The organism is Microbacterium sp. KHB019, from assembly GCF_037285405.1.
Lineage (GTDB): Bacteria > Actinomycetota > Actinomycetes > Actinomycetales > Microbacteriaceae > Microbacterium.
In genome coordinates this window covers 1,201,442-1,224,166 of sequence record NZ_JBBDHF010000001.1, presented here as the reverse complement: position 1 = coordinate 1,224,166, position 22,725 = coordinate 1,201,442, and the positions used below count along the sequence as shown (strand labels likewise).

Here is a 22,725-nt window from a genome sequence, read left to right as displayed (position 1 = left end):
GCCCCATCATCGGCCGTCTGGATGATTCCGAGAGGACGCCTGTCGTCCGCCCAATGAACAATGGGCGAAGACGCGGCGTCGAGACCGATCACGGCTCGCACCCCTCGGCCGTCAGCTCGACGCCGACCGGCCGCACCATGGGCGTGTGCTGCAGTTCGAGCGGGCCGTACTCGCCCTCGGCGCCGGCGAACGTCGCCACGACCGTGTGGGTCTGCGTCGGCGCGTTCTCCACCGCGATCTTCACGGCGCCGCGTCCGAGATGCTCGGCCACTGTGCCGCGCACGGGCTCGCCGTCGACCGTCGCGCCCGTGAACGTGGACCCCACTGGGCCGTAGAAGACGAGGTACGTGGCGACCGTGCCGCGGTTGAAGTACAGCGGCGGATCGACGTACCACGGCAAGCCTGCGACCTGATCGGATGCCACGGTGTTCGTCAGCGTCGCCGTCGTCGTGAACGTCGGGCTGTCAAACGTCGTGCACTGGGTGGATGCTGCGGCGACGTCGAGCTGCATGAAGGTTCCCATCTTCGCCGCAGTGAAGTCATTCGCGTAGACGCCGACGATGGTTCGGTCTTCGTTCGTAGCGGGCAGGCGCCCGGACAGCTTCGAGTCGCCGACGAGCTTCGCCTCGTCCTCGGTCGCAGGAGAGTACATCAGCCGGTTCTCGTCGATCGCACGGGTCAGGCTCTCGAACAGCGCCTGCGGTGCCGCACCGCCCGACACCATTGCCGTGAAGACCGACTTCGCCGTCGCGGCGAAGAAAGCATCCTGATCTTCCGGGGAGAAATGGCCGTACACGTCGTACAGCAGCACCTGAAGCGCGTTCTCGCTGCTGATCGTGGTCGACTTCCCGTCGCTCATCGTCACATCGATCGGTCCTGTCGCGTCCAGCAGATAGCTCAGCGCGACGGGGTCGAACGAGATGACGGCATCCACTTGCGTGCCGAACGACTCCGCCCAGTACGCGCGCAGGATGTCGACCGACTCGCTGAAGTCCGGGCTCATCGTGGCATCCATCACCCATCGGCCGACCTTGTCGCCGTAGAGTGCCTGCAGCCCCGGATCGAGCGGGATGATGGGTTCGGGTCTGGCGTTGCGGAAGTTCGCGCTCGACGCCTGCTGCGTGATGCTGAGTTTGCCCTTCTCAGCGGTGACGAGTGCGAAGGCCGCCGGGATGCCGCCGGTGCTGCGGGACTCGGCGTTGTTCTGGAACACGAGCAGGTAGTTGCGCGGGGCGTCCGCGCCGAGCGCAGCAGGGAGCACGCCGATGATCTCGCTCGCCCCGCCGAGCAGCGGGCGCACCGCGGTGACGGCTTCCGTCAGCTGGGTCAGGGCGCCGTCGACCTGCGGGATGAGGTCGGCGCGATCAAGCGTTGCGAGATCGGCTGCCGCTGTGTCGAGGGCGGCCGACGCTGCCGCCACCGTCGACTGCATGCCGGCCACGGCCGCGATGTCGACGGCGCCGTCGACGGGGCGCAGCGCGTTGAGATTCAGGTCGTTCGCGGGAGCGATGACCGCGGTGGCCAGATCGTCCGTGACCGCGGATGCCACGCGGATCGCGTGGAGGTCGTCGCCGACGAAAGGCAACCACTCGAGGCTCTTCCACATGCGGTCGTCGGTCTGCGACCGGGCGTCCGACGTCAACGCGGTGAGCTGCGCGATCGTCGCGCTCGCAGCCTCCGTGTCGCCGGACAGGATCTGGTCGCGCACCGTCGATGTCAGCGGCATCACCTGCTCGAGCGACGACTTCGCCTCCATCGCCTGCGCGTACACGCGGTTGCCGACGACCCCGCCGGCGGTACCGATGACGACGAGCGCGAGCACGATGCCCAGCTCCACCCAGACGGCGGTGCGACGCGCACGAGGCTTCGAGCCGGTTCGCTTGCGCGGTTCCCCCCGAGCAATCCATGCAATTGAATGTGAATTGCGCCTACGCGCGGACAGCTCTGACATCTGTCAACCCCTCCCCAGTGGTCGACGACTGGCACCTCCCCAGGTGATCAGTCGACGGGCACAGCGTCCCCAGAACGCCGAATGCTCCGCCAGGCGGAGCGGTGAGCTGCGACCCCACGTCGCGGCTCGAGTGTGCCTGTTCAGAGTGACGCTACCAATTCGATGGCGATTGCGATAGAGCAGGGTGGCGCGAGTCGCTCCGCACAGGTGTCGCAGCGCACCCCATCTGCATGCTTCATGTTCTGTCGTCGGCCGTCTGTCCGGCCTGCGCGATACCGTCTTTCATCTGCCTTCCGCGGCAAAGCTCGGGCACAATGGGACGGTGTACATGTCAGTCGAGATGATCACGATGCTCATCGGCATCGTCTCGATCCTGCTCGCCTTGGCGGGCGCTTTCGGCTGGATGATTCACCGGATGGATGTTCTCGAGAACCGGCTCGAGGGCAAGCTCGGCGCTCGGATCGACGCGGGCGATGAGCGGCTCGGCGCTCGGATCGACGCTTTGGACGAGAAGCTCGGCGCTCGCATCGACGCGGGCGATGAGCGGCTCGGCGCTCGGATCGACGCGGGCGATGAGCGGCTCGGCGCTCGGATCGACGCTTTGGACGAGAAGCTCGGCGCTCGCATCGACGCTCTGGACGAGAAGCTCGGCGCTCGGATCGACAAGGTCGCTGACGAGCTCGTCGAGGTGAAGATCGCCCTCGCGCGAGTCGAAGGTCCGCCGCGGCACCTGATCACCGCGCGCTGAGTTGCGCGTGACCACCCCTCGACAAGTTCAGGGACCGGTTCGGGCTCGTGGAACGACCGCGCTTCGGCGAGGAAACAGGGCGATCGTGAGGCCGGCGGCGACCGCTCCGCCGAGGATCTGCGCTGCGATGAAGGGCACGACGGATGCGTGCGCGACGCCGGCGAACGTGTCCGTGAACATGCGGCCGATCGTGACGGCTGGATTCGCGAACGACGTCGAGCTGGTGAACCAGTAGGCGGCGCCGATGTAGCTTCCGACCGCCGTGGCGATCACGGTGATCGACTGGTGCGTCCGGATCAGCCCCGTGATCACGAGAACCAGCCCGGCGGTCGCGACGACCTCGGCGAGGAACGTGGCAGGGGTTGCACGGTCGGTCGTGGACAGGGCGGTCGGCACGGCGAACATCAGGTTCGCGAGAATGGCGCCGCCGATGCCTCCGGCGATCTGTGCGGGGATGTACGCGGCGATCTCGCGCAGCCGCATCCGATCGTGGGCGCGACGTTCGAGGATGGCGATCACCAGCGTCACGACCGGATTGAAGTGCGCGCCGGAGACCGGGGCCAGCAGCACGATGAGCACGCCGAGGCCCATCGCCGTGGCGAGGGCGTTCTCGAGCAGCTGCAGCCCGGTGTCTGCGGACAGCCGTTGCGCGGCGATGCCGGAGCCGACGACGATCGTCACGAGAAGCCCGGTGCCGAGGAACTCGGCGAGACTGCGGCGTGCGAGGCCGCGTCCGCGAGAGTGGCCGCTCACGCGGTGAGTTCGTCGATCAGCGTCTCGACGCGCGCGCGGATGTCATCGCGGATGCGGCGAACGGTCGCGGCATCCTGCCCGGCCGGGTCATCGAGCTGCCAGTCCTCGTAGCGCTTGCCGGGGAAGATCGGGCAGGCGTCACCGCATCCCATCGTGATGACGACGTCCGACTCTTTGACGGCTTCGACGGTCAGCAGCTTGGGGGTGTTGTTCGCGATGTCGATGCCCGCCTCGGCCATGACCTCGACGGCGACGGGGTTGATCTGGTCCTTGGGTTCGGAGCCGGCGGAGAGGACTTCGACGCGATCTCCGGCGATCATCTGCAGGAAACCCGCGGCCATCTGGGAGCGGCCGGCGTTGTGGACGCACACGAACAGGACGGTGGGCTTGGCTGCGGTCTCGGCGCTCATGCCTAAAGCATAGATGAGAGTCTATGTGTTGGCGAGTGCCGGGTTGGCGAGCACCGGGTTCGCAAGCACCGGGTTCGCAAGCAGAGTGCGGACGCGGCGGTCGATGTCGTCGCGGATCTCACGGACGGCGGTCAACGGCCTGCCCACCGGGTCGTCGAGGTCCCAGTCCTCGTAATGCTTGCCGGGCAGCACCGGGCAGGCGTCGCCGCACCCCATCGTGATGATGACGTCCGCAGCCTTCACGGCTTCGTCGGTGAGCGGCTTGGGGAACTCCCCGCCGATGTCGACGCCGATCTCGTCGAGCGCGGCGACGATCACCTGACGCACATCGGAGGTCGGGGCGGAACCGGCCGTGCGGACGGTGACGTGGTTCGACAGCTGGCGCAGGATGCCGGCCGCGAGCTGCGAGCGCCCGGCGTTCTGCACGCACACGAAGAGGACCGTTCTGTTCGTCGTGTGCTGCTTCACGCTCGAGCGGTCGTCGAGCCGGTCTGAGGCGAACCGGGCCGTGCGCGAGGCGAGGAGGTTCGTACCGCCGGTCTGCTTCAGCAGGTCGTGGCTCTCTCGCACGCAGCGGGCGACGGTCTGGCGGTTGAACGCGCCGCGGTAGCGGGCGGTGAGGTCGTCGATGACGCGATCGAGGTCTGGTTCGGCCGCGGGTTCCGAACTCTGAGGCCCGAGGAGAGCGGACACGCGATGGGCCTGGTCGACGCTGATCGAGTACCAGACCCGTCGCCCGTCTCTCTCGCGGGCGACGACGCCTTCGGAGTGCAGGATGCCCATGTGATGGCTGACCGTCGGCTGGCGCAGTTCCAGTGCCTCGGCGAGTTGTCCGACCAGTGCGCGGCTGCCTTCGGCGTCCCGGATCAGGCGAACGATGCGCGCGCGAGTCGGATCGGCGAGGGCTGTGAGCGCCCCGGCATCCTCGATCGGACTCATAGATGGAAGTCTATCCGGGAGCGTGTGGAATGCTGGAGGCAGCTCACGCCTTATACCCCCTAGGGGTATTCGATCTCGAAATCGAGGAGTCTTGATGAGCCAGCACGAGCACATGATGAGTCACGGTGATCACGAGCACGTCGATCATGAGCAGGGCGGCGCCGAGCACAGTGAGCACGCGGGGCACGGCGGGCATGCGGGTCACGGCGATCATGTCGGGCAGTTCCGGCGGCTGTTCTGGATCATGCTCGTCGTCGCGATTCCTGCGGTCGTGTTCTCGAACGCGTTCGCGATGCTGCTCGGCTATCAACTGCCCTCCGCCTGGGTGATGTGGATCTCTCCGGTGCTCGGCACCGTGATGTACGCCTGGGGCGGAGCGCCGTTCCTCACCGGCGCCGTGCAGGAGCTGCGCTCGCGCGCCCCGGGCATGATGCTGCTCATCGCACTCGCGATCACGGTCGCCTTCTTCGCCTCGTGGGGCGCGACCCTCGGGATGCTGCACCACGAGCTCGAGTTCTGGTGGGAGCTCGCGCTGCTGATCGTGATCATGCTGCTCGGGCACTGGATCGAGATGCGCTCGCTCGCGCAGACCACCTCGGCGCTGGACTCCCTGGCCGCTCTGCTGCCCGATGAGGCCGAGCGCGTCGAGGGGGAGAGCACAGTCACGGTCGCCCCGGCCGAGCTGCGGGTCGGCGACGTCGTGGTGATCCGGCCAGGGGGACGTGCGCCGGCCGATGGGCGCGTGGTGCAGGGAACGGCGAGCATGGATGAGGCCATGATCACCGGAGAGTCCCAGCCGGTGCGCCGCTCGGAGGGCGACCATGTCGTCGCGGGAACCGTAGCGACGGACTCGGGACTTCGGGTCGAGATCACCGCGATCGGCGATGACACGGCGCTCGCCGGCATCCAACGGCTCGTGACCGAGGCGCAGAACTCGAGCTCCCGCGCGCAGCGCATCGCGGATCGCGCAGCCGCCCTGCTGTTCTGGTTCGCGCTCGCCGCCGCTGCGATCACCGCCCTCGTGTGGACGCTGATCGGGATGCCGGATCAGGCCGTGGTGCGGACGATCACCGTGCTCGTCATCGCGTGCCCGCACGCGCTCGGGCTCGCGATCCCGCTGGTGGTGTCGATCGCCACCGAACGTGCCGCGCGCAGCGGCGTGCTGGTGAAGGACCGCCTGGCGCTCGAGAGCATGCGCACCGTCGACACGGTGCTGTTCGACAAGACGGGAACGCTGACGAAGGGTGCTCCTGCGGTCACAGGCATCCACCCCGTGGACGGGATCGACGGCGATCGGCTCATCGCGCTCGCCGCGAGCGCGGAGGCCGATTCGGAGCATCCGCTGGCGCGCGCGATCGTTCAGGCGGCCGCGCACGTGGCCGTGCCGTCGTCATCGGGGTTCGCATCGTCGCCGGCCGTCGGCGTGCGCGCCACCGTCGACGGCCACCGCGTGCAGGTCGGCGGGCCGTATCTGCTCGAGCAGGAGGGCGTCACCGAGTTGCCCGTCGCCGACGAGTGGCGGGCGGAGGGCGCGATCATCCTGCACGTGCTCGTCGACGGACGGGTGGTCGGAGCGCTGCGGCTCGCCGACGAGGTGCGCAGCGAATCGCGGCAGGCGATCGCCGCACTGCATGCTCGTGGCGTGCAGGTCGTGATGATCACGGGCGACGCCGAAGCCGTGGCCGCGTCGGTGGCGAGCGAACTCGGCATCGACCGGTACTTCGCGGGCGTGCGACCGGAGGACAAGGCCGCCACTGTGAAGCAGCTGCAGGACGAGGGGCGCCGCGTGGCGATGGTCGGCGACGGCGTGAACGACGCGCCGGCTCTGGCGCAGGCGGATGTCGGGGTGGCGATCGGCGCCGGAACCGACGTGGCGATCGCGTCCGCCGGCGTGATCCTCGCGAGCGACGACCCGCGTGCTGTGCTGTCGATCATGGAGCTGTCGCGTGCCAGTTACCGCAAGATGAAGCAGAACCTGTGGTGGGCCGCCGGGTACAACCTCATCTCGGTGCCGCTGGCGGCCGGTGTGCTCGCACCGGTTGGGTTCGTGCTGCCGATGTCGGTCGGCGCGATCCTGATGTCGCTGTCGACGATCGTCGTGGCTCTGAACGCGCAGTGGCTGCGGCGGCTGGACATTCGGCCTGAAAGACTCGCTGCATGAGCGACGCGATGCTGCAGGGCACTTGGCACGTGGTGACGACGAGTCTCAGCATGTGGCAGCGGCGCAGTGAGCCGAGCATCACCTACGCACCGCTGCCCGACGGACGCATCAGCGACACCGTGCTCTCTCGCGGGCGTCGAGGCTGGAGCGTCATCGCGGGCATCGACGAGCAGCAGCCAGACGGCTCCTTCGTCTGGCGCGGCGTGCAGCCGCTGACCCTGCTGGTGCGCAGCCGCTGGCGCGTACTGCTGCACGATGAGCCGTTCGCGTCGATCCGCTTCGCGCGCACGCCGTTCACGGCGGCGGGCGTCGACGTGCTCGCGCGCGACCCGGCGGCGGATCGGGATGCAGTGGCCGCGGTCGTCGAGCGCCTGAGAGGGGATGCGACAGCCGCGCCCTTCCTCGACAAACTGCGGCCGCCGCTGGGGCGTCGGTAGCTACCCCGCCCCGCGCCGGCCGCACCGGCCCCGCCCCGCGCCGGCCCCACCTCGCCGGGAGGTGTCGCGTTGTGTCGCTATAGGCGCACTGAAGCGACAACTTGCGACCCCTCCCGGGATGGAGCGCCCGGCAAGGGGGCGGGCGGTGGAGTGAGCGGCGACTCAGATCCCGGCGCCGCCCCAGTTCATCGACTCGGTGTAGCGCAGCATCACGCCCTCGCGCAGCGCCCACGGCGACACCTCGATCTCGTCGATGTCGAGCATCTTCATCGCCGTGTGCAGCACGACGGCGGCCGCGACGATCTGGAACGTGCGATCGGGCGTGATCCCCGGCAGCTCCTGACGAGCGGATGCCGGAATCCGGGCGAGCCGCGGAATCCACGACTTCAGGCTCGAGCGGGACATCACAGTGCGGTCGAAGCCGAGTCCTGACACCTCGCGACCAGCGAGGTTCGCCAGCGAACGGATGGCCTTGGAGGATCCCACCAGGTGATCGGGGGAGGGAAGCGCATTGAGCTTCGCGGCTACCGGCGCGAGGACCTCACGGGCGTGCGCGCGCAGCAGTTCGACAGCATCCTCACCCGGCGGGTCATCCGGCAGGAACTGCACGGTCATGCGCCCGGCCCCCAGCGGAACGGATGCCGCGACCTCCGGCAGCTCGTCGCCGCCGGCCGCGAACTCGAACGAACCGCCGCCGATGTCGAGGAGCAGGATGCGCCCGGCATCCCACCCGAACCAGCGCCGCACGGCGAGGAAGGTGAGCTCGGCCTCCTGTTCGCCGGTCAGCACCTGCAGCGGCTGACCGAGCGCGCGTTCGATGCGCGCGATGACCTCGTCGCCGTTGATGGCCTCGCGGACCGCGCTTGTCGCGGTGGCGAGCAGCGTCTCGACGCGCTCTGTCTCGGCGATCCCGCGGGCGCGGGTGACGGCATCCTCGAGGGCTCGAACGCCCTCTTCGCTGATCGCACCCTCCGGGGTGAGGAAGCGCATCAGGCGGACGACGCTGCGGTCGCTCGTCGTCGCGAGCGGTCTTCCGCCCGGGCGGGCGTCCGCCGCGAGCAGGTGGACGGTGTTCGACCCGATGTCGAGGATTCCCAAGCGCACGGACTGAGACTACTCGGGCAGTGGCCAACGTCCGCACCGTCTGTCATGATGACTGCAGATTCGTATGGGGCGGATCCTGATCCGACGACCGAGGTCGGTTCTGCAACGCACTGGGGGCGGCATGCGTGTGATTCTGGGGTCAGTCGTTCTGTGGGCGGTCGTCGGAGCGGTCGTGCTGCTGGTCACCGGCGAGCACGTGCGGGGTGAGTGGACGTGGACGGCGGCTCCGATCTGGCGCGACAACGCGGTCGGCTCGTTCGCGATCGGCGTCGCGGCGATCGTGGTCCTGGTGCTGCTGGCGATGCCGTGGGCGCGTGAGATGGACGAATTCCGAACACCGTGGATCGCGGCTTCGAGCGCGGCGGTGGCGCTGCTCGTCGCGCTCGGCGTGTGGAGCGCGTTCGCGCTGTGGGTCGTGAACGCCGAGATACGGCGCGCCGCCGACCCGAGCGGCACGGCGCTCTGGGTCGCCGTGATCTGGTTCATCGGAGCGACGCTGTGGCTCGCGTACTTCGTGTGGGACTACGGCCGCTGGCGGGTGCTCCGCCGGGTGCAGCGCCGCGATCCGACGACGCCGGGGATCCGGAGTTTCGCCGGCCGCATCGTGGCGGCTCCGGGCGAGCGGATGCTGCGAGACCCGCTTTATGGCGGCGCGTGCGTCTCGTGGACCGCTGACGGCACGAGCCAGGAGGTGTGGCAGACGAACGTCGGCAAGCACGACGTGAACACGGGATACCTCGAGGACCACTGGGTCACGTCGATGCGAGTGCTGAAGGATCACACGGGCATCGACGGCGAGGCATCCCCGTTCTACGTGCTGTTCGGCGACGTCTTCGTGTACGTGCGGCCGGACGGCGTGAGCATGCGCGGCCGTCCCGGCGACCAGGCCGTCGTCGGGACCACTCGCGTCGGCCACCACCGACTCGCTCAGCGCGTGCGCGAGCTCGGTCTGAAGTACGTGCGCACCCGGTTGCTCGCCGACGGAGACGGCGTCGTCGCCACGGGCGTGATCGTGTCGGATGCCACGGGCAGACTGATCCTGCAGGCGAAGCCCGTCGGGCGGCGGGTCGCGCTCGTTCCGCGAGCATCCGTGCGGATGGTCGGCCGAGGGTTGGCCGACCGCCGCCATCGACAGGCGCTGCACGCCGGAGGGTGAGTCGCGCCGTGCACGCCGATGGTGCGCGGGCCGATGTGCGGGAGCGTGCGCCGATACGATGGATGCCGTGACCGCCGCTGACCCCACCACGCCACTGTCGCCGTACCGCGAGATCGGACGAGCAGAGTGGGCGCGATTGGCCGCGGGACTCGACCAGCCGCTCAGCGAGACCGAGGTCGTCGAGCTGCGCGGAATCGGCGACCGGCTCGACCTCACAGAGGTGCGCGAGGTGTACCTGCCGCTGAGCCGCCTGCTCAGCCTGTACGCGACCGCGACCAAGCAGCTGGGCGCGGCGACGAGCTCATTCCTGGATGAAGTCGACGTCACCACGCCGTTCGTGGTCGGCGTCGCAGGCTCTGTCGCGGTCGGCAAGTCGACCATCGCGCGTCTGCTGCGCGAGCTCATGAGCCGCTGGCCGGGCACGCCGCGCGTTGAACTGGTGACGACGGACGGGTTCCTGTACCCGAACGCCGAGCTCGAGCGCCGAGGGCTCATGGATCGCAAGGGGTTCCCCGAATCGTACGACCGGCGCGCGCTGCTGGAGTTCCTCACCGAGGTGAAGTCCGGAGCCCCCGAGGTGCGTGCGCCCTTCTACTCGCACATGCGCTACGACATCGTTCCCGATGCCCGCGTCGTCGTGCGCCGGCCGGACGTCGTGATCGTCGAGGGCCTGAACGTGCTGCAGCCGCCGCCCGCGCCGAACGACGTCGCGGTGAGTGACCTGTTCGACTTCTCGGTGTACGTCGACGCCGACCCCGCCCACATCGAGAAGTGGTACGTGGATCGGTTCCTGGCGCTGCGCCAGGGGGCGTTCAGCAACCCGTCGTCGTACTTCAACGTCTTCGCACACCTCACGGATGCGGAGGCAGAGACGACCGCGCTCGGGTACTGGCGCGACATCAACATGCCGAACCTCATCGAGAACGTGATGCCGACGCGCCACCGCGCGACACTGGTGCTGAACAAGGGCATCGACCACAACGTCGAGAGCGTGCTGCTGCGCAAGCTCTGACCCGTGCGTGGGGCGGTGAGCGAGCCGCAAGACGAGACGAAACGGGTTGAGCGAGCGAAGCGAGTCGAAACCTGGGCGCAGACCGACCCCGTGAGTATGCTCGCCCCATGGGGAACATGGGGGTTCCGGGCGCTTCGGGAAGCCGGTTCGGCGTCATCGGCGGAGGCATCGTCGGCATCGCACTCGCGCGCGCTCTCGCCCGGCGCGGCGACGAGGTCACGGTGCTCGAGAAGGAGCAGCGGCTCGCCGCGCATCAGACCGGCCACAACTCGGGCGTCGTTCACGCCGGCCTCTACTACGCGCCGGGTTCGCTGAAGGCGACGCTGTGCGCCACCGGCCGCGACCTCTTGCAGGAGTTCTGCCGGCAGAAGGGGCTGCCGTACCGCGAGGTCGGCAAGCTCGTCGTCGCCGTCGACGAGACGGAGATCCCCGCGCTGAATGAGATCGAACGGCGCTCGCGCGCCAACGGCGTGCCCGACCTCGAGCGGATCGACGACATCCGTCGCATCGCCGAACTCGAACCGCACGCTCAGGGGGTGGCGGCCGTGCATTCACCGCACACCGCCGTCGTCGACTACGCCTCGATCACCGAGGCGATGGCGCAGGACGTGCGGGCAGCCGGCGGCAGCATCCTGCTCGGTCATGAGGTCACCGCGATGACGGCCTCGACCGATCGGGTGAAGGTGCGCACGACGGTCTCCGACCACGTGTTCGATCACGTCGTCGTGTGCGCCGGACTGCAGTCCGACGTCGTCGCCCGGTTCGTCGGTGCGGACCCTTCGCCGAAGATCCTGCCCTTCCGCGGAGAATACTGGGCACTGCATCCCGACCGCACCTCGCTCGTTAGCGGCATGATCTATCCGGTGCCCGATCCTCGGTTCCCGTTCCTCGGCGTGCATTTCACCCGCGGCGTCTATGACGACGTCCACGTCGGGCCGAACGCCGTTCCTGCCCTCGCTCGCGAGGGCTACAGCTGGGGCCGCATCTCGATCCGCGACACGTGGGAATCGCTGCGCTGGCCGGGAGCAGCGCCGCTGGCTCGCCAGCACTGGCGCATGGGAATGGACGAGGTCAGCGCCTCGGTGCTCAAGCCGCGCTACTTCCGCAAGGCGCAGCGGTTCATCCCCGAACTGCGGATGTCGGACCTGCGCCGCACCTCGACCGCCGGCGTCCGCGCGCAGGCCTGGGGGAGAGGCGGCGAACTGCTCGACGACTTCGCGATCGACCGGGTGGGCGCTGTCACTCTGGTGCGCAACGCGCCATCGCCGGCGGCGACGAGTTCGCTCGCGATCGCCGAGCACCTGGTGGCGCAGTTGTAGAGCAAGATTGTTCGGAACCCTCGCAAAATCGACCGCTTATTCTTGATCGCATGTGTGGAATCGTCGGATACGTGGGCCCGCGCCCCAGCCAGGACATCCTTATCGCCGGCCTCGCCCGCCTCGAGTACCGCGGGTACGACTCCGCCGGTATCGCCGTCATCGACAGTGACGGACACCTCGGAATGCGCAAGAAGGCCGGCAAGCTGGCCGTGCTGCGCGACTCGCTCAAGGATGCTCCTCTCGGAGAGGGCACCACGGGCATCGGCCACACGCGCTGGGCGACCCACGGTGGCCCGACCGACCTCAACGCGCACCCGCACCTCGCCGATGGCGGCAAGCTCGCCGTCATCCACAACGGCATCATCGAGAACTTCGCCCCGCTCCGCGATGAGCTCATCGCCGAGGGCGTTGAGTTCCTCAGCGAGACCGACACCGAGGTCGCCGCTGCCCTGCTCGGCCGCGAGTACGCGAAGAACCCCGACCTGCAGGCCGCTTTCCAGGCCGTCGTGAACCGTCTCGAGGGCGCGTTCACCCTGCTGGCCACGCACCAGGACCACCCGGGCCTCGTCGTCGGCGCCCGCCGCAACTCGCCGCTGGTGATCGGCCTCGGCGAGGGCGAGAACTTCCTCGGATCCGACGTCGCCGCCTTCGTCGAGCACACGCGCAAGGCGCTCGCGATCGGGCAGGACCAGATCGTCTCGATCACGCCCTCCGAGGTCACCGTCACGGACTTCGCCGGCAACCCGGTCGAGGCCGAGCCGTTCGACGTGTCGTGGGATGCCGCAGCCGCCGAGAAGGGCGGATGGTCGTCGTTCATGGCCAAGGAGGTCGCCGAGCAGCCCGAGGCCGTCGCGAACACGATCCGCGGCCGCGTGCAGGACGGGCAGGTCGTCATTCCCGAGCTCGATGGGCTGGATGACCTCTTCGTCGGCATCAACCGCGTGATCATCACGGCGTGCGGCACAGCATCCTATGCGGCCCTCGTCGGCAAGTACGCGATCGAGCAGTGGGCCCGCGTCGCGACGGACGTCGAGCTCGCGCACGAGTTCCGCTACCGCGACCCGGTGATCGGCGACGACACGCTCGTCATCTCGATCAGCCAGTCCGGCGAGACCATGGACACGCTCATGGCCGTCAAGTACGCCCGCGAGCGCGGCGCCCGCACGCTGTCGATCTGCAACACGCAGGGCGCGACGATTCCGCGCGAGTCGGATGCCGTCGTCTACACCCACGCCGGCCCTGAGGTCGCCGTGGCATCCACCAAGGCGTTCTCGGCGCAGATCACCGCCCTGCTGCTGCTCGGCCTGCACATGGGCCGCGTTCGTTCGGTCCTCACCGACACTTCTGCGGTGGCCGAGCTCGCCTCGCTGCCCGAGAAGATCGCGTCGGTTCTCGAGAAGGAGAACGACCACGTCACCCAGCTCGCGAACTGGATGGCCGACACCCGCTCGGTGCTCTTCCTCGGCCGCCACGTCGGATACCCGATCGCCCTCGAGGGTGCGCTGAAGCTCAAGGAGATCTCGTACATCCACGCCGAGGGCTTCGCCGCCGGTGAGCTCAAGCACGGTCCGATCGCGCTCATCGAGCCCGGTCAGCCGGTGTTCGTGATCGTGCCGTCGCCGCGTCACTCGTCGCTGATCCATTCCAAGGTCGTCTCGAACATCCAGGAGATCCGCGCCCGCGGTGCTCGCGTGATCGTCGTGGCCGAAGAGGGGGATGCAGCCGTCCTGCCGTTCGCGGACGAGGTCATCCACATCCCGCTCGCGGGCGCGATGTTCGAGCCCGTGCTCGCGGTCGTTCCGCTGCAGATCTTCGCCATGGCACTCGCCACGGCCAAGGGCCTGGACGTCGACCAGCCCCGCAACCTCGCGAAGTCCGTCACGGTCGAGTAGCCCGTTCCCGGTCGGCCCCGCCGCGCCCCCGCCGGCCCCGCCGGGCCCCGCCGAGCATTCGCCGAGACCCCGTCTTGCTTCCGAGGCCCCGTCGTAGTCACCGAACTACGACGGGGCCTCGGTGCTAAGACGGGGTCTCAGCGTGGATTCCTATTGAGGATATAAGGTGATGCTTATATGATTTGAGGATGCATGAGTTCGAGGTGCTCGCGGATGCCGTGCGGCGACGGCTGGTCGCGGTGCTCGCGCTGGGGGAGCAGCCGGCTGGCGTCCTGACCGACATCGTCAGGGCCGAGTTCGGCATCTCGCAGCCCGCCGTGTCGCAGCATCTGAAGGTGTTGCGCGAGAACGGGTTCGCGACGGTGCGCGCCGAGGGCGCGCGTCGGCTCTATGCCCTCGACCCTGCGGGGCCGGATGCCGCGGAGCGCGCCCTCGCTGCGCTGTGCGCGCCGCTCTCCCAGCGACTCGACGCGCTGCACACCGAGGTCGCCCGCGGCCGGCGTGCAACAGCGCAGCAGAAGACCAGTCACAACGAGAACAGGAGTGCATCATGACCGTCGACAACCCCACCATCGAGCGGCACGGCGACGGCTTCCGCCTCGTCTACGAAGAGGTCTACGCGACCGACATCGACGACCTCTGGCAGGCGATCACGACGCGCGAGCGCCTGGCGCGCTGGATGGTCGAGTACACGGGCGATCTCCGCGAGGGCGGCACCTGGGCGGTCGCCACCGAGGGAGCTGAGCAACCGTGGGCCACGGGCACCATCAGCTTCTGCGACGAGCCCCGCTCGTTCACCACGACGTGGCACGCCACGCAAGAGGAACCCACCGAGCTCACCGTGACGCTCGAGCCGGTGGCGGGCGGTACGCGCATGCGGCTCGTGCACACCGGCATCCGGTCGATCTTCTACGGTGCCGGATGGCAGACGTACCTCGAGCGGCTTGCGGCAGACGTCGCCGGTGAGCCGATTCCGGAGGACTGGGACGCGCGATTCGCCGAACTCTCGCCCGGGTACGAGGAGCGGTTCGGCGGGCTCTGACGCGAGGGCTCCGTGCGGGCAGGGCGCGCGCCGGTAGGCTGGAGCAGTGATCATCGGGACCGGCATCGACCTCGTCGACATCCCGCGGTTCGAGCGCACCATGTCCCGGACGCCGCGGTTGATGGAGCGCCTGTTCGCCCCGACCGAGCGTGAGCTGAGGCTGCCGTCGCTCGCCGCGCGCTACGCAGCCAAAGAGGCGCTCATCAAAGCGCTGGGCGGTTCGGACGGCGTGCACTGGACCGAGATCGAGATCGGGTCGGAGGAATCCGGCAAGCCGTACTTCCGGCTCACCGGCACGACCGCCGACGTCATCGAGAAGCGCGGCATCACGGCGCTGCACCTGACCATGTCGCACGACGCCGGCCTCGCGACCGCGTTCGTCGTCGCTGAGCGGATCGAGGGTGCCGCATGACCCCCGCCCGGTTCGCCGAGACCCCGTCTTACCGCCGAGGCCCCGTCGCAGGCGCGCCATTAACACGGGGTGTCGACGCGACGACGGGGTCTCGGCGGGACGCGAGACGATCCGAGCGCTCGGAGGGCGCAGCATGAGCGCGCCGTTCCGCGAGGCGACGATCGAGATGGATGCTATCGCCGACAACACCCGGCACATCCGCAAGCTCACGGGCACCGAGGTCATCGCCGTTGTCAAGGCCAACGCGTACGGGCACGGGGCCACGGCATCCGCTGTCGCCGCGCTCTCCGGCGGGGCCACCCGTCTCGGCGTCGCCGAGATCGCCGAGGGCATCGAGCTGCGCCGCGCCGGGATCACCGCCCCCATCATCGCCTGGCTGCTCGAACCGGGCGAGACGTTCGAGCTCGCGGCGGCCAACCGCATCGAGGTCGGCATCTCGTCATTCGACCAGCTCGAGGCCGCGGGGGCCGTCGCCGGCGGCGACGTGGCTGTGCACCTCAAACTCGAGACGGGTCTCTCGCGAAACGGCATCGCGCCGGGCGACTGGGGTCGCGTGTTCGCCGAGGCCGCGCGGCTCGAACGCATCGGACGCATCCGGATCTTCGGCCTGTTCAGCCACCTCTCCAACACATCGCCCGCCGATGACCGTGCGGCGCTCGCCCGTTTCGACGAGGGGACGAGGGCCGCCGCATCCGCCGGCATCCGCCCCGAGATCCGGCACATCGCCGCCACGGCCGCGGCGATCGACCTGCCGGAGATGCGCCTCGACGCCGTGCGCATCGGAATCGGGCTCTACGGCCTGTCGCCGTTCGACGATCGGTCGTCCGCCGACCTCGGTCTCCGCCCGGCGATGACTCTGCGCGGCGCAGTCGCCGCAGTGCGGCGGGTGCCGGCGGGTGCCGGCGTCTCGTACGGCTACGACCACCGCACGAACCGCGACACCACGCTGGCGCTCGTGCCGCTCGGGTATGCGGACGGCGTCCCGCGCCAGGCATCCGGTCGTGGACCCGTCATGATCAACGGCCGGCGGTTCCACGTCGCAGGACGCGTCGCGATGGACCAGTTCATCGTCGACGTCGGCGACTCGGCGGTCTCTGTGGGCGATGAGGTCGTGCTGTTCGGCGATCCGACGCTCGGCCTGCCGTCGGCGACGGAGTGGGCGAACGCGGCGAGCACGATCAACTACGAGATCGTCACGCGCGTCGGCAACCGCGTTCCGCGGAGGAGCGCGTGAGCGTCGACCCGGCATTCCTCGGACGCCGTGAGATCGACACATCCGACGAGATGGAGCGCCTCGGCTTCCTGATCGGCGAGCAGCTGGGGGCGGGCGATCTGCTCGTGCTCACCGGACCGCTGGGTGCCGGGAAGACGACCTTCACACGTGGCCTGGCGGAGGGCCTCGGCGTGCGAGGGCCCGTGCAGAGCCCGACGTTCGTGATCGCCCGCACGCATCCGTCGCTGGTCGGGCGCGCGCCGCTCGTGCACGTCGACGCGTATCGGCTCGGCTCAGCCGCCGAGCTCGACGACCTCGACATCGACTTCGCCCGCTCCGTCGTGGTGATCGAGTGGGGGCGCGAAATGGCCTCCGCGATCGCCGACGAGTGGTGGGATATCGAGATCGAGCGTCCCGTCGGCGGGGCCGATGGCATCGCCGACGAGGACCTGGATGCTGACGCCGCCCGGTTCGTCGTGATCGAGCGGGTCGCGGCTTAGCGCGAGCTTTCGTCGAAGCCTCAGTCCTCGCCGGAAGCCCGGCGGCGGGCGGCGAGGGCCTCGAAGATCGCCTTCTCGGCGTCGGCTCCGGAATCAGCGGCGGCCGAGACGTTCTCGGCGACGACGGCATCCACGATCTCCGACCGCTGGATGCGGGTCTCGCGCGGCGCTTTGACACCGATGCGCACGCTGTCGCCCTTGATGTCGAGCAGCGTCACTTCGATTTCGCCGTCGATGCGTACGCTCTCACCGATCCGCCTCGTCAACACCAGCACGAGATCAGCCTACCCTTCGACGGGCTCACGGACCGGGCCTCGGCTCACGGACCGGGCGTCGGCACAGCACCCACGGGTGCGGACAGAGCAGGGCTGTCGCGCACCACGCCGACCGTCTCGATCGTGAGTGCTGCGGCCGTCGCCTCGTTGTACGACAGCACAGGCAGCCCGTCGGTCTGCGCCGAAACCAGCCTCCGCACCGCGGCCCGCAGCGTCGGCGCGCAGACCAGCACCGGCTCTGCGCCATCGGTGATGGCCGCGACAGCCTGCTTGACCGACTCGATGACCCCTTCGAGCCGCTGCGGGTCGAACACGATCTGCGGGCCGTCGTCGCTCGTCCGCAGGTTCTCGAGCATCGCCTGCTCCAGGAGAGGGTTGATCATGATGACGCGCAGTGTTCCGGCATCCGCGAACCGTGCGGCGATCGCGGGGCCGAGCGCCGCACGCGCTGCCTCGATCAGTCCGTCCGGCTCCGTCGAGGTCTTGGCGCGAAGCGCGAGCGCCTCGTAGATGCGGCTGAGGTCGTTGATGGGCACGCGCTCGGCGAGCAGCCCCTGCAGCACCCGCTGCACCTCGGCCAGCGACAGCAGCGCGGGCGTGAGCTCTTCGACGGCCGACGGCGAGACCTGCTTGAGCGCGTCCGTGAGCTGCCGCACGTCCTCGCGGCTGAGCAGGCGAGCGGCATTGGACTGGATGACGCTCGACAGGTGCGTGATGATCACGCTCGCCCGGTCGATCACCGTGGCCCCCGAGAACTCCGCGCTGTGCCGCATCTCCATGGGGATCCACTTGCCCTCGAGCCCGAACACCGGGTCGAGCGCCGCGGTGCCCGGCAGGGAATCCAGCCCCTGTCCGAGCGCGAGCACGGATCCGGGCGGAGCGGTGCCGCGGCCCGTCTCGACGCCCGCGATGCGGATCGTGTACGTCGACACCGGCAGCTCGATGCTGTCGCGCGTTCGGACCGGAGGAACGACGAGGCCGAGGTCCAGCGCGATCCTGCGCCGCAGCGCCTTGACTCGCGCCAGCAGGTCGTCGGGGCCGCCGGTGACGAGGTCGACGATGTTCGGGGCGAGCTGGATCTCGAGCGCGTGCACCCGCATCTTCTCGATGAGCTCCTCCGGCTGGTCGGCCGCTGAAGCCGAGGAAGCATCCGCGGCCGACGTCGCCTCCTCAGCGGCCGCCTTCGCCTCTCCCGCCTTGACCTGCTGCGCCGCGAACAGCAGCAGCGCTCCGACGGCGACGAAGGGCAGCACGGGCATCCCGGGGATCAGACCCATGACGAGCGCCGCGCACCCGGCGATCAGCAGCGCGTTTCGCGACTGCCCGAGCTGCGCGGTGGCGGCCTGACCCATCTCGGCTTCGGCGTTCGAGCGCGTGACGATCATGCCCGTCGACACCGCCATCAGCAGCGCGGGGATCTGCGTCACCAGCCCGTCGCCGATCGTCAGCAGGCTGTACGTGCTGACGGCCTCCTCGATGTCCATGCCGTGCGAGACGAGCCCGATCGCGATGCCGCCGATGATGTTGATGATGATGATCACGAGGCCGGCGATCGCATCGCCCTTGACGAACTTCGACGCACCGTCCATCGCGCCGTAGAAGTCGGCCTCAGCGGCGACCTCGGCGCGGCGCTCACGCGCCTGTGTGTCGGTGATCAGCCCCGCGTTGAGGTCGGCGTCGATCGCCATCTGCTTGCCCGGCATGGCGTCGAGGGTGAAGCGCGCACCCACCTCGGCCACGCGCTCCGCACCCTTGGTCACCACGACGAACTGGATCACCACGAGGATGAGGAACACGACGGCGCCGATGATCAGCGAGCCGCCGACGGCGATCGCCCCGAACGCCTCGATCACCTGCCCGGCGTACGCCTCGCCGAGCACGAGACGGGTGGATGCCACGTTCAGCCCGAGCCGGAAAAGCGTCGCCACGAGCAGCAGCGAGGGGAACACCGAGAAGTCCAGCGGCTTGCGCACGAACATCGACGTCAGCAGGATGACCAGCGCGAACATGATGTTCAGGATGATCAGCGTGTCGAGCAGGAACGGCGGGATCGGCACGACGAGCAGCATGATGATGCCGACCACGCCGATCGGCACCGCGAGCTTCCGCAGCAGTTGATTCATACGGTCCTCCGGTAGGGAAGGGAATGGATGCCGCGGGCGGCACCGCGCTTGCGCAGACTGTCGACGAACACGAGCACCCTGGCGACGGCGTTGTACAGGTCCTCGGGGATCTCCTGCCCGACCTCGCACGAGGCGAACAGCGCACGGGCGAGCGCTATCTCGCGGATCATCGGCACTCCGGCCGTCTTGGCCCGCTCTCGGATGCTGTCGGCGATCACGCCCGTGCCCTTGGCCACGACCTTCGGCGCCGAGCGGCCGGCCTCGTACTTCAGGGCGACGGCGACGTGGGTCGGGTTCACGAGTACGACGTCGGAGCCGGCGACAGCGGCGATCATGCGATTGCGGCTGATCGCGAGCTGACGCGAGCGGCGCTGCTGGCGGATCAGCGGGTCGCCCTCGGAGTTCTTGTTCTCATCGCGCACCTCGCGCTTGGTCATGCGGGTGTGCTTGGTGTTTCGGCGCATCACGACGAACACGTCGATCGCCGCCAGCGCCAGCCCGACCGCGATCGCCGTCTGCAGCAGTGCAGCGCTGCCCTCGCTGGCAGTGCCGAGCAGTCGCGAGATCGAGTGCGAGCCGCTCGCGGAGAGCACGGGCATGAGCCCGGCGATCACGACCCACAGGGCCAGTCCGATCGCGGCGGTCTTCAGCAGGGCCTTCGCGCCCTCCCACAGCGCCTGCAGGCCGAACACGCGCTTGACGCCGTTCACGATGTTGAACTGCTCGAACCGTCCTGCGAGCTTGCGCGGGTGCACGCCACCTTGGATCACGGCTCCGAGAAGCGTGACGATGGCGACGGTGGCGAGCATCACTCCGAGCGTCGGGAGGATCGAGCCGAGCCCCTGACCGAGAGCACCGAGCGCCGATGCGGGCGACGGTGCATGGACGATCGAAGTGAGCGAGATCAGCTGCTCGGTGCCGGCCGACGCCCCGAGCCCGATGGCCGCCGGCAGCGCGACCGCGGCCGCGCCGATCCCGAGCCAGGCGGTGAGGTCCTGGCTGCGCGAGATGCGCCCCTTCTGCCGGGCTTCGCGCAGGTGCTTGTCCGTGGCCTTCTCACTGCGCTCACCGCTGTCGTTGCTCATACCCGCACCCCCCGCATCATGCGCAGGGCCTCGGACGCCAGCGCGTCGACCAGGGCGGGGAGGGCGATGAACACTGTGCCGGCGAGAAGCAGGGTGAGGAGGATCTTCACCGGGAAGCCCATCGCGAACGCGTTCAGCGCGGGGGCCACACGGGTGATGAGCCCGAGGCCGGCATCGGCGAGGAACAGCACCAGTACGAGCGGGCCGGCGATCTGCACCGCGGCGAGCACCATCTGCGAGACGCCGTCCACGAGCAGCTCGGCGGGGCCCGAGACCTCGAGGACCCCGGTCACCGGCACCGCTTCGAAGCTGCGCGCCAGCCCGGCGAGGATGATCTGGTAGCCGCCGGACGCGAACAGCAGCGCGAGCGCCGCCATGTGGAACAGCCGGGTGAACTGGGCACCGTTGATCATGGACTGCGGGTCGAACGCCTGCGCCAGCTGGAAGCCGCCGAACACGTCGATGAGGTTGCCGGCCGATTGCAGGGCGGCGAAGCACAGCATCACGAGGAAGCCGAGCAGCGCTCCTGTGAGCACCTGCATGGCGAGTGCGCCGAAGAACGGGCCCGTGTCGAGCGGCTCATAACCGGGAGCCACTGCGGCGCCCATCGCCAGGGACAGCCCGATCGCCAGCATCGCCTTGATGCGCATGGGGATGCCCCCGTACGAGAACGGCGGGGCGATCACGATGAACGCGGTGATGCGCACCGCGGCCAGCATGGTCGCCTCCAGCCAGGCGAAGTCGATCGGGATGTTCACGTCATCCGCCGCTCAGCAGCATCGGGATGCGGTCGAACATGTCGTTCGTGAAGGCGATGATCTCGGCGATCATCCAGTTGCCGGCGATCAGCAGGGCGATGCCGACGGCGACGATCTTCGGCACGAACGACAGCGTCACCTCCTGCACCTGGGTGATCGACTGCAGCAGCGAGATCCCGAAGCCGACGACGAGCGCGGTGATGAGCACGGGGGCGGCGAGCTTCGCCGCGATGAGCAGGCCCTGCGTGCCGATGTCGAGTACAGCCTCCGGGCTCATCCGACCCCTCCGTAACTCTCCAGGAGCGATGTGATGATCAGCCCCCATCCGTCGACCAGGATGAACAGCAGGATCTTGAACGGCAGGGAGATCATCACCGGGGGCAGCATCATCATGCCCATCGACATCAGCGCCGCGGCGACGACGAGGTCGATGACCAGGAACGGCACGAAGATGACGAAGCCGATGATGAAGGCCGCGCGCAGCTCGGAGATCATGAAGGCCGGGATCAGCGTGTACAGCGGCACGCTCTGCGGGTCGGTGGGGTTGTCCTGCGCCGCCATGCGCGACATCAGCGCAAGGTCCTCCTCGCGCGTGAATCGCAGCATCCAGTCCTGCAGCGGCGCCTGACCCACGTCGAAGGCCTGCGCGAACGTGAGAGACCCGTCGATGTACGGCTGCACTGCGACCGTGTTGATCTCGGTGAGCACCGGCCACATGATGAACAGCGACAGGAACAGCGAGAGCCCAGCGAGCACCTGGTTCGGCGGGATGCTGGGCAGCGAGAGCGCGTTGCGGGTCATCGCGAGCACGACGAAGATCTTCGTGAACGACGACATCATGAGCAGCAGGGCCGGTGCCACCGACAGCAGCGTGATCCCGAGCAGCGTGAGGATCGACCCTGAGGGGGAGCCGTCGACGCCGTCGATGTCGATCGTGAGCAGAGGGACGACGGCGGCCTGCAGCGCAGCGCTCATCGTGAACGCCGGAAGGCCTCGGCGGTCTGACGCCAGGTGTCGGGGGAGATGATCGATCCGCGCAGGGGGTCGTTCCGACGCCGTACGCGGCGACGGAGTTCTGGCGCGCCTGTGTCGGATGCCCCGGCGAGGATGCTGTCGAACGCCGTGGATGCGCCGGTCGCGTCGTCCGGATGCCGCGATGCGTCTTCCGGATGCCGCGATGCGTCGTTCGCGATGATCCCGGATGCCGTGGCATCCTCTCGCTCGGCATCCTCGTCGACGTCCAGGCGATCGATGACGCTGACGCCGTGCTCGGTGACCCCGAGCACGTATCGCGCGTCTGAGGTCTGCACGACGACGAACTGCGCCTTCGACCCGAGGTTCTGGCGACCGAGCACCGTGATCGGCTGGGCGTCGCGGCGGCGCGATGCCCCGCGGGAGAACCGTCGCTGCAGGTACCAGAGCAGCCCGAGCACCG

24 protein-coding genes are annotated in these 22,725 nt (G+C 68.9%); 12 read left to right on the top strand and 12 right to left on the bottom strand.

All coding sequences use genetic code 11. The annotated features are described in order from the left end of the window. Positions 1-88: 88 nt before the first annotated feature. Positions 89-1,837, bottom strand: coding sequence for a DUF4012 domain-containing protein (locus KHB019_RS05910; RefSeq protein ID WP_337458302.1), 1,749 nt, complete (start codon positions 1,835-1,837; stop codon positions 89-91). Between the two features lie 436 nt (positions 1,838-2,273). On the opposite strand from KHB019_RS05910, the gene KHB019_RS05905 reads away from it, so the two are divergent. Then, the gene (locus KHB019_RS05905) at positions 2,274-2,699 is read left to right on the top strand and encodes a response regulator (RefSeq protein ID WP_443193189.1); all 426 of its coding nucleotides are present in this window, start codon (positions 2,274-2,276) and stop codon (positions 2,697-2,699) included. 27 nt (positions 2,700-2,726) lie between these two features. Here the strand turns inward: KHB019_RS05905 and KHB019_RS05900 are convergent, their stop codons facing one another. Genes KHB019_RS05900 through KHB019_RS05890 form a run of 3 tightly spaced genes read right to left on the bottom strand, consistent with a single transcriptional unit; the run spans position 2,727 to position 4,801 of the window. Then, positions 2,727-3,452, bottom strand: a complete 726-nt coding sequence (locus KHB019_RS05900) for an aquaporin (RefSeq protein WP_337458301.1) — start codon at positions 3,450-3,452, stop codon at positions 2,727-2,729. Further along, a complete protein-coding gene (locus KHB019_RS05895) occupies positions 3,449-3,862 on the bottom strand; it encodes an arsenate reductase ArsC (RefSeq protein WP_230104113.1) in 414 nt (137 codons plus the stop codon). The genes KHB019_RS05900 and KHB019_RS05895 overlap by 4 nt, the downstream gene beginning before the upstream one ends. A gap of 21 nt (positions 3,863-3,883) precedes the next feature. Beyond that, complete coding sequence (locus tag KHB019_RS05890; RefSeq protein WP_337458300.1) at positions 3,884-4,801, bottom strand: metalloregulator ArsR/SmtB family transcription factor; 918 nt, start codon at positions 4,799-4,801, stop codon at positions 3,884-3,886. 94 nt (positions 4,802-4,895) lie between these two features. On the opposite strand from KHB019_RS05890, the gene KHB019_RS05885 reads away from it, so the two are divergent. Together KHB019_RS05885 and KHB019_RS05880 are read left to right on the top strand one after the other, a co-directional pair. Further along, positions 4,896-6,962 (top strand): heavy metal translocating P-type ATPase, encoded by a 2,067-nt coding sequence (locus KHB019_RS05885; protein WP_443193188.1) that lies wholly within the window; start codon positions 4,896-4,898, stop codon positions 6,960-6,962. After that, positions 6,959-7,399, top strand: coding sequence for a hypothetical protein (locus KHB019_RS05880; protein ID WP_337458299.1), 441 nt, complete (start codon positions 6,959-6,961; stop codon positions 7,397-7,399). The genes KHB019_RS05885 and KHB019_RS05880 overlap by 4 nt, the downstream gene beginning before the upstream one ends. A gap of 162 nt (positions 7,400-7,561) precedes the next feature. Here KHB019_RS05880 and KHB019_RS05875 read toward each other — a convergent pair whose 3' ends face one another. Beyond that, on the bottom strand, positions 7,562-8,503 hold the full coding sequence (locus tag KHB019_RS05875) for a Ppx/GppA phosphatase family protein (protein WP_230104116.1): 942 nt from the start codon (positions 8,501-8,503) through the stop codon (positions 7,562-7,564). Positions 8,504-8,624: 121 nt separating this feature from the next. Between KHB019_RS05875 and KHB019_RS05870 the strand changes: the two genes are divergently transcribed. From KHB019_RS05870 to tsaE, 9 genes are all read left to right on the top strand, one after another. Continuing rightward, complete coding sequence (locus KHB019_RS05870; RefSeq protein WP_337458298.1) at positions 8,625-9,659, top strand: hypothetical protein; 1,035 nt, start codon at positions 8,625-8,627, stop codon at positions 9,657-9,659. A gap of 58 nt (positions 9,660-9,717) precedes the next feature. Then, positions 9,718-10,671 (top strand): type I pantothenate kinase, encoded by a 954-nt coding sequence (gene coaA, locus KHB019_RS05865; protein WP_230104118.1) that lies wholly within the window; start codon positions 9,718-9,720, stop codon positions 10,669-10,671. A gap of 107 nt (positions 10,672-10,778) precedes the next feature. Next, positions 10,779-11,990, top strand: coding sequence for an L-2-hydroxyglutarate oxidase (gene lhgO / locus KHB019_RS05860; protein ID WP_230104119.1), 1,212 nt, complete (start codon positions 10,779-10,781; stop codon positions 11,988-11,990). Between the two features lie 50 nt (positions 11,991-12,040). Continuing rightward, positions 12,041-13,882, top strand: coding sequence for a glutamine--fructose-6-phosphate transaminase (isomerizing) (gene glmS / locus KHB019_RS05855; RefSeq protein ID WP_230104120.1), 1,842 nt, complete (start codon positions 12,041-12,043; stop codon positions 13,880-13,882). Positions 13,883-14,070: 188 nt separating this feature from the next. Next, the gene (locus tag KHB019_RS05850) at positions 14,071-14,436 is read left to right on the top strand and encodes an ArsR/SmtB family transcription factor (protein ID WP_230104036.1); all 366 of its coding nucleotides are present in this window, start codon (positions 14,071-14,073) and stop codon (positions 14,434-14,436) included. Then, positions 14,433-14,924: an SRPBCC family protein gene (locus KHB019_RS05845; protein WP_230104037.1), complete on the top strand. Its 492-nt coding sequence runs from the start codon at positions 14,433-14,435 to the stop codon at positions 14,922-14,924. Before KHB019_RS05850 ends, KHB019_RS05845 begins: the two co-directional genes overlap by 4 nt. Positions 14,925-14,970: 46 nt before the next feature. Then, positions 14,971-15,336: a holo-ACP synthase gene (locus KHB019_RS05840; RefSeq protein WP_230104038.1), complete on the top strand. Its 366-nt coding sequence runs from the start codon at positions 14,971-14,973 to the stop codon at positions 15,334-15,336. Positions 15,337-15,469: 133 nt separating this feature from the next. After that, a complete protein-coding gene (gene alr / locus KHB019_RS05835; RefSeq protein ID WP_337458297.1) occupies positions 15,470-16,570 on the top strand; it encodes an alanine racemase in 1,101 nt (366 codons plus the stop codon). After that, positions 16,567-17,049 carry a tRNA (adenosine(37)-N6)-threonylcarbamoyltransferase complex ATPase subunit type 1 TsaE gene (gene tsaE / locus KHB019_RS05830; protein ID WP_443193187.1) on the top strand — a complete coding sequence of 161 codons (483 nt, stop codon included), beginning with the start codon at positions 16,567-16,569 and terminating at the stop codon, positions 17,047-17,049. The genes alr and tsaE overlap by 4 nt, the downstream gene beginning before the upstream one ends. 20 nt (positions 17,050-17,069) lie before the next feature. Here tsaE and csrA read toward each other — a convergent pair whose 3' ends face one another. The 7 genes from csrA to KHB019_RS05795 are packed head-to-tail and all read right to left on the bottom strand — an operon-like array spanning position 17,070 to position 22,723. Beyond that, entirely contained in the window at positions 17,070-17,324 is a 255-nt protein-coding gene (csrA, locus tag KHB019_RS05825; RefSeq protein ID WP_290368280.1) for a carbon storage regulator CsrA, read from the bottom strand. Positions 17,325-17,368: 44 nt separating this feature from the next. Then, a complete protein-coding gene (locus KHB019_RS05820) occupies positions 17,369-19,447 on the bottom strand; it encodes a flagellar biosynthesis protein FlhA (protein WP_337458296.1) in 2,079 nt (692 codons plus the stop codon). Next, positions 19,444-20,532, bottom strand: coding sequence for an EscU/YscU/HrcU family type III secretion system export apparatus switch protein (locus tag KHB019_RS05815; protein WP_230104041.1), 1,089 nt, complete (start codon positions 20,530-20,532; stop codon positions 19,444-19,446). Before KHB019_RS05815 ends, KHB019_RS05820 begins: the two co-directional genes overlap by 4 nt. Continuing rightward, entirely contained in the window at positions 20,529-21,290 is a 762-nt protein-coding gene (locus tag KHB019_RS05810; protein ID WP_337458295.1) for a flagellar biosynthetic protein FliR, read from the bottom strand. The genes KHB019_RS05815 and KHB019_RS05810 overlap by 4 nt, the downstream gene beginning before the upstream one ends. A gap of 1 nt (position 21,291) precedes the next feature. After that, positions 21,292-21,567, bottom strand: coding sequence for a flagellar biosynthesis protein FliQ (fliQ, locus tag KHB019_RS05805; RefSeq protein WP_230104043.1), 276 nt, complete (start codon positions 21,565-21,567; stop codon positions 21,292-21,294). Next, complete coding sequence (gene fliP, locus KHB019_RS05800; protein WP_230104044.1) at positions 21,564-22,265, bottom strand: flagellar type III secretion system pore protein FliP; 702 nt, start codon at positions 22,263-22,265, stop codon at positions 21,564-21,566. The genes fliQ and fliP overlap by 4 nt, the downstream gene beginning before the upstream one ends. Further along, positions 22,262-22,723 (bottom strand): FliO/MopB family protein, encoded by a 462-nt coding sequence (locus KHB019_RS05795; protein WP_337458294.1) that lies wholly within the window; start codon positions 22,721-22,723, stop codon positions 22,262-22,264. The genes fliP and KHB019_RS05795 overlap by 4 nt, the downstream gene beginning before the upstream one ends. Positions 22,724-22,725: the final 2 nt, after the last annotated feature.

What these genes read in the sequence shown, in the direction of transcription:
- KHB019_RS05815 (WP_230104041.1), bottom strand. Translation starts at nt 20,532, where the DNA reads ATGAGCAACGACAGCGGTGAGCGCAGTGAGAAGGCCACGGACAAGCAC.
- fliQ (WP_230104043.1), bottom strand. Translation starts at nt 21,567, where the DNA reads ATGAGCCCGGAGGCTGTACTCGACATCGGCACGCAGGGCCTGCTCATC.
- fliP (WP_230104044.1), bottom strand. Translation starts at nt 22,265, where the DNA reads ATGAGCGCTGCGCTGCAGGCCGCCGTCGTCCCTCTGCTCACGATCGAC.
- KHB019_RS05890 (WP_337458300.1), bottom strand. Translation starts at nt 4,801, where the DNA reads ATGAGTCCGATCGAGGATGCCGGGGCGCTCACAGCCCTCGCCGATCCG.
- KHB019_RS05820 (WP_337458296.1), bottom strand. Translation starts at nt 19,447, where the DNA reads ATGAATCAACTGCTGCGGAAGCTCGCGGTGCCGATCGGCGTGGTCGGC.
- lhgO (WP_230104119.1), top strand. Translation starts at nt 10,779, where the DNA reads ATGGGGAACATGGGGGTTCCGGGCGCTTCGGGAAGCCGGTTCGGCGTC.
- KHB019_RS05880 (WP_337458299.1), top strand. Translation starts at nt 6,959, where the DNA reads ATGAGCGACGCGATGCTGCAGGGCACTTGGCACGTGGTGACGACGAGT.
- alr (WP_337458297.1), top strand. Translation starts at nt 15,470, where the DNA reads ATGAGCGCGCCGTTCCGCGAGGCGACGATCGAGATGGATGCTATCGCC.
- coaA (WP_230104118.1), top strand. Translation starts at nt 9,718, where the DNA reads ATGGATGCCGTGACCGCCGCTGACCCCACCACGCCACTGTCGCCGTAC.
- KHB019_RS05895 (WP_230104113.1), bottom strand. Translation starts at nt 3,862, where the DNA reads ATGAGCGCCGAGACCGCAGCCAAGCCCACCGTCCTGTTCGTGTGCGTC.
- KHB019_RS05850 (WP_230104036.1), top strand. Translation starts at nt 14,071, where the DNA reads ATGCATGAGTTCGAGGTGCTCGCGGATGCCGTGCGGCGACGGCTGGTC.
- glmS (WP_230104120.1), top strand. Translation starts at nt 12,041, where the DNA reads ATGTGTGGAATCGTCGGATACGTGGGCCCGCGCCCCAGCCAGGACATC.
- KHB019_RS05885 (WP_443193188.1), top strand. Translation starts at nt 4,896, where the DNA reads ATGAGCCAGCACGAGCACATGATGAGTCACGGTGATCACGAGCACGTC.
- KHB019_RS05870 (WP_337458298.1), top strand. Translation starts at nt 8,625, where the DNA reads ATGCGTGTGATTCTGGGGTCAGTCGTTCTGTGGGCGGTCGTCGGAGCG.
- KHB019_RS05845 (WP_230104037.1), top strand. Translation starts at nt 14,433, where the DNA reads ATGACCGTCGACAACCCCACCATCGAGCGGCACGGCGACGGCTTCCGC.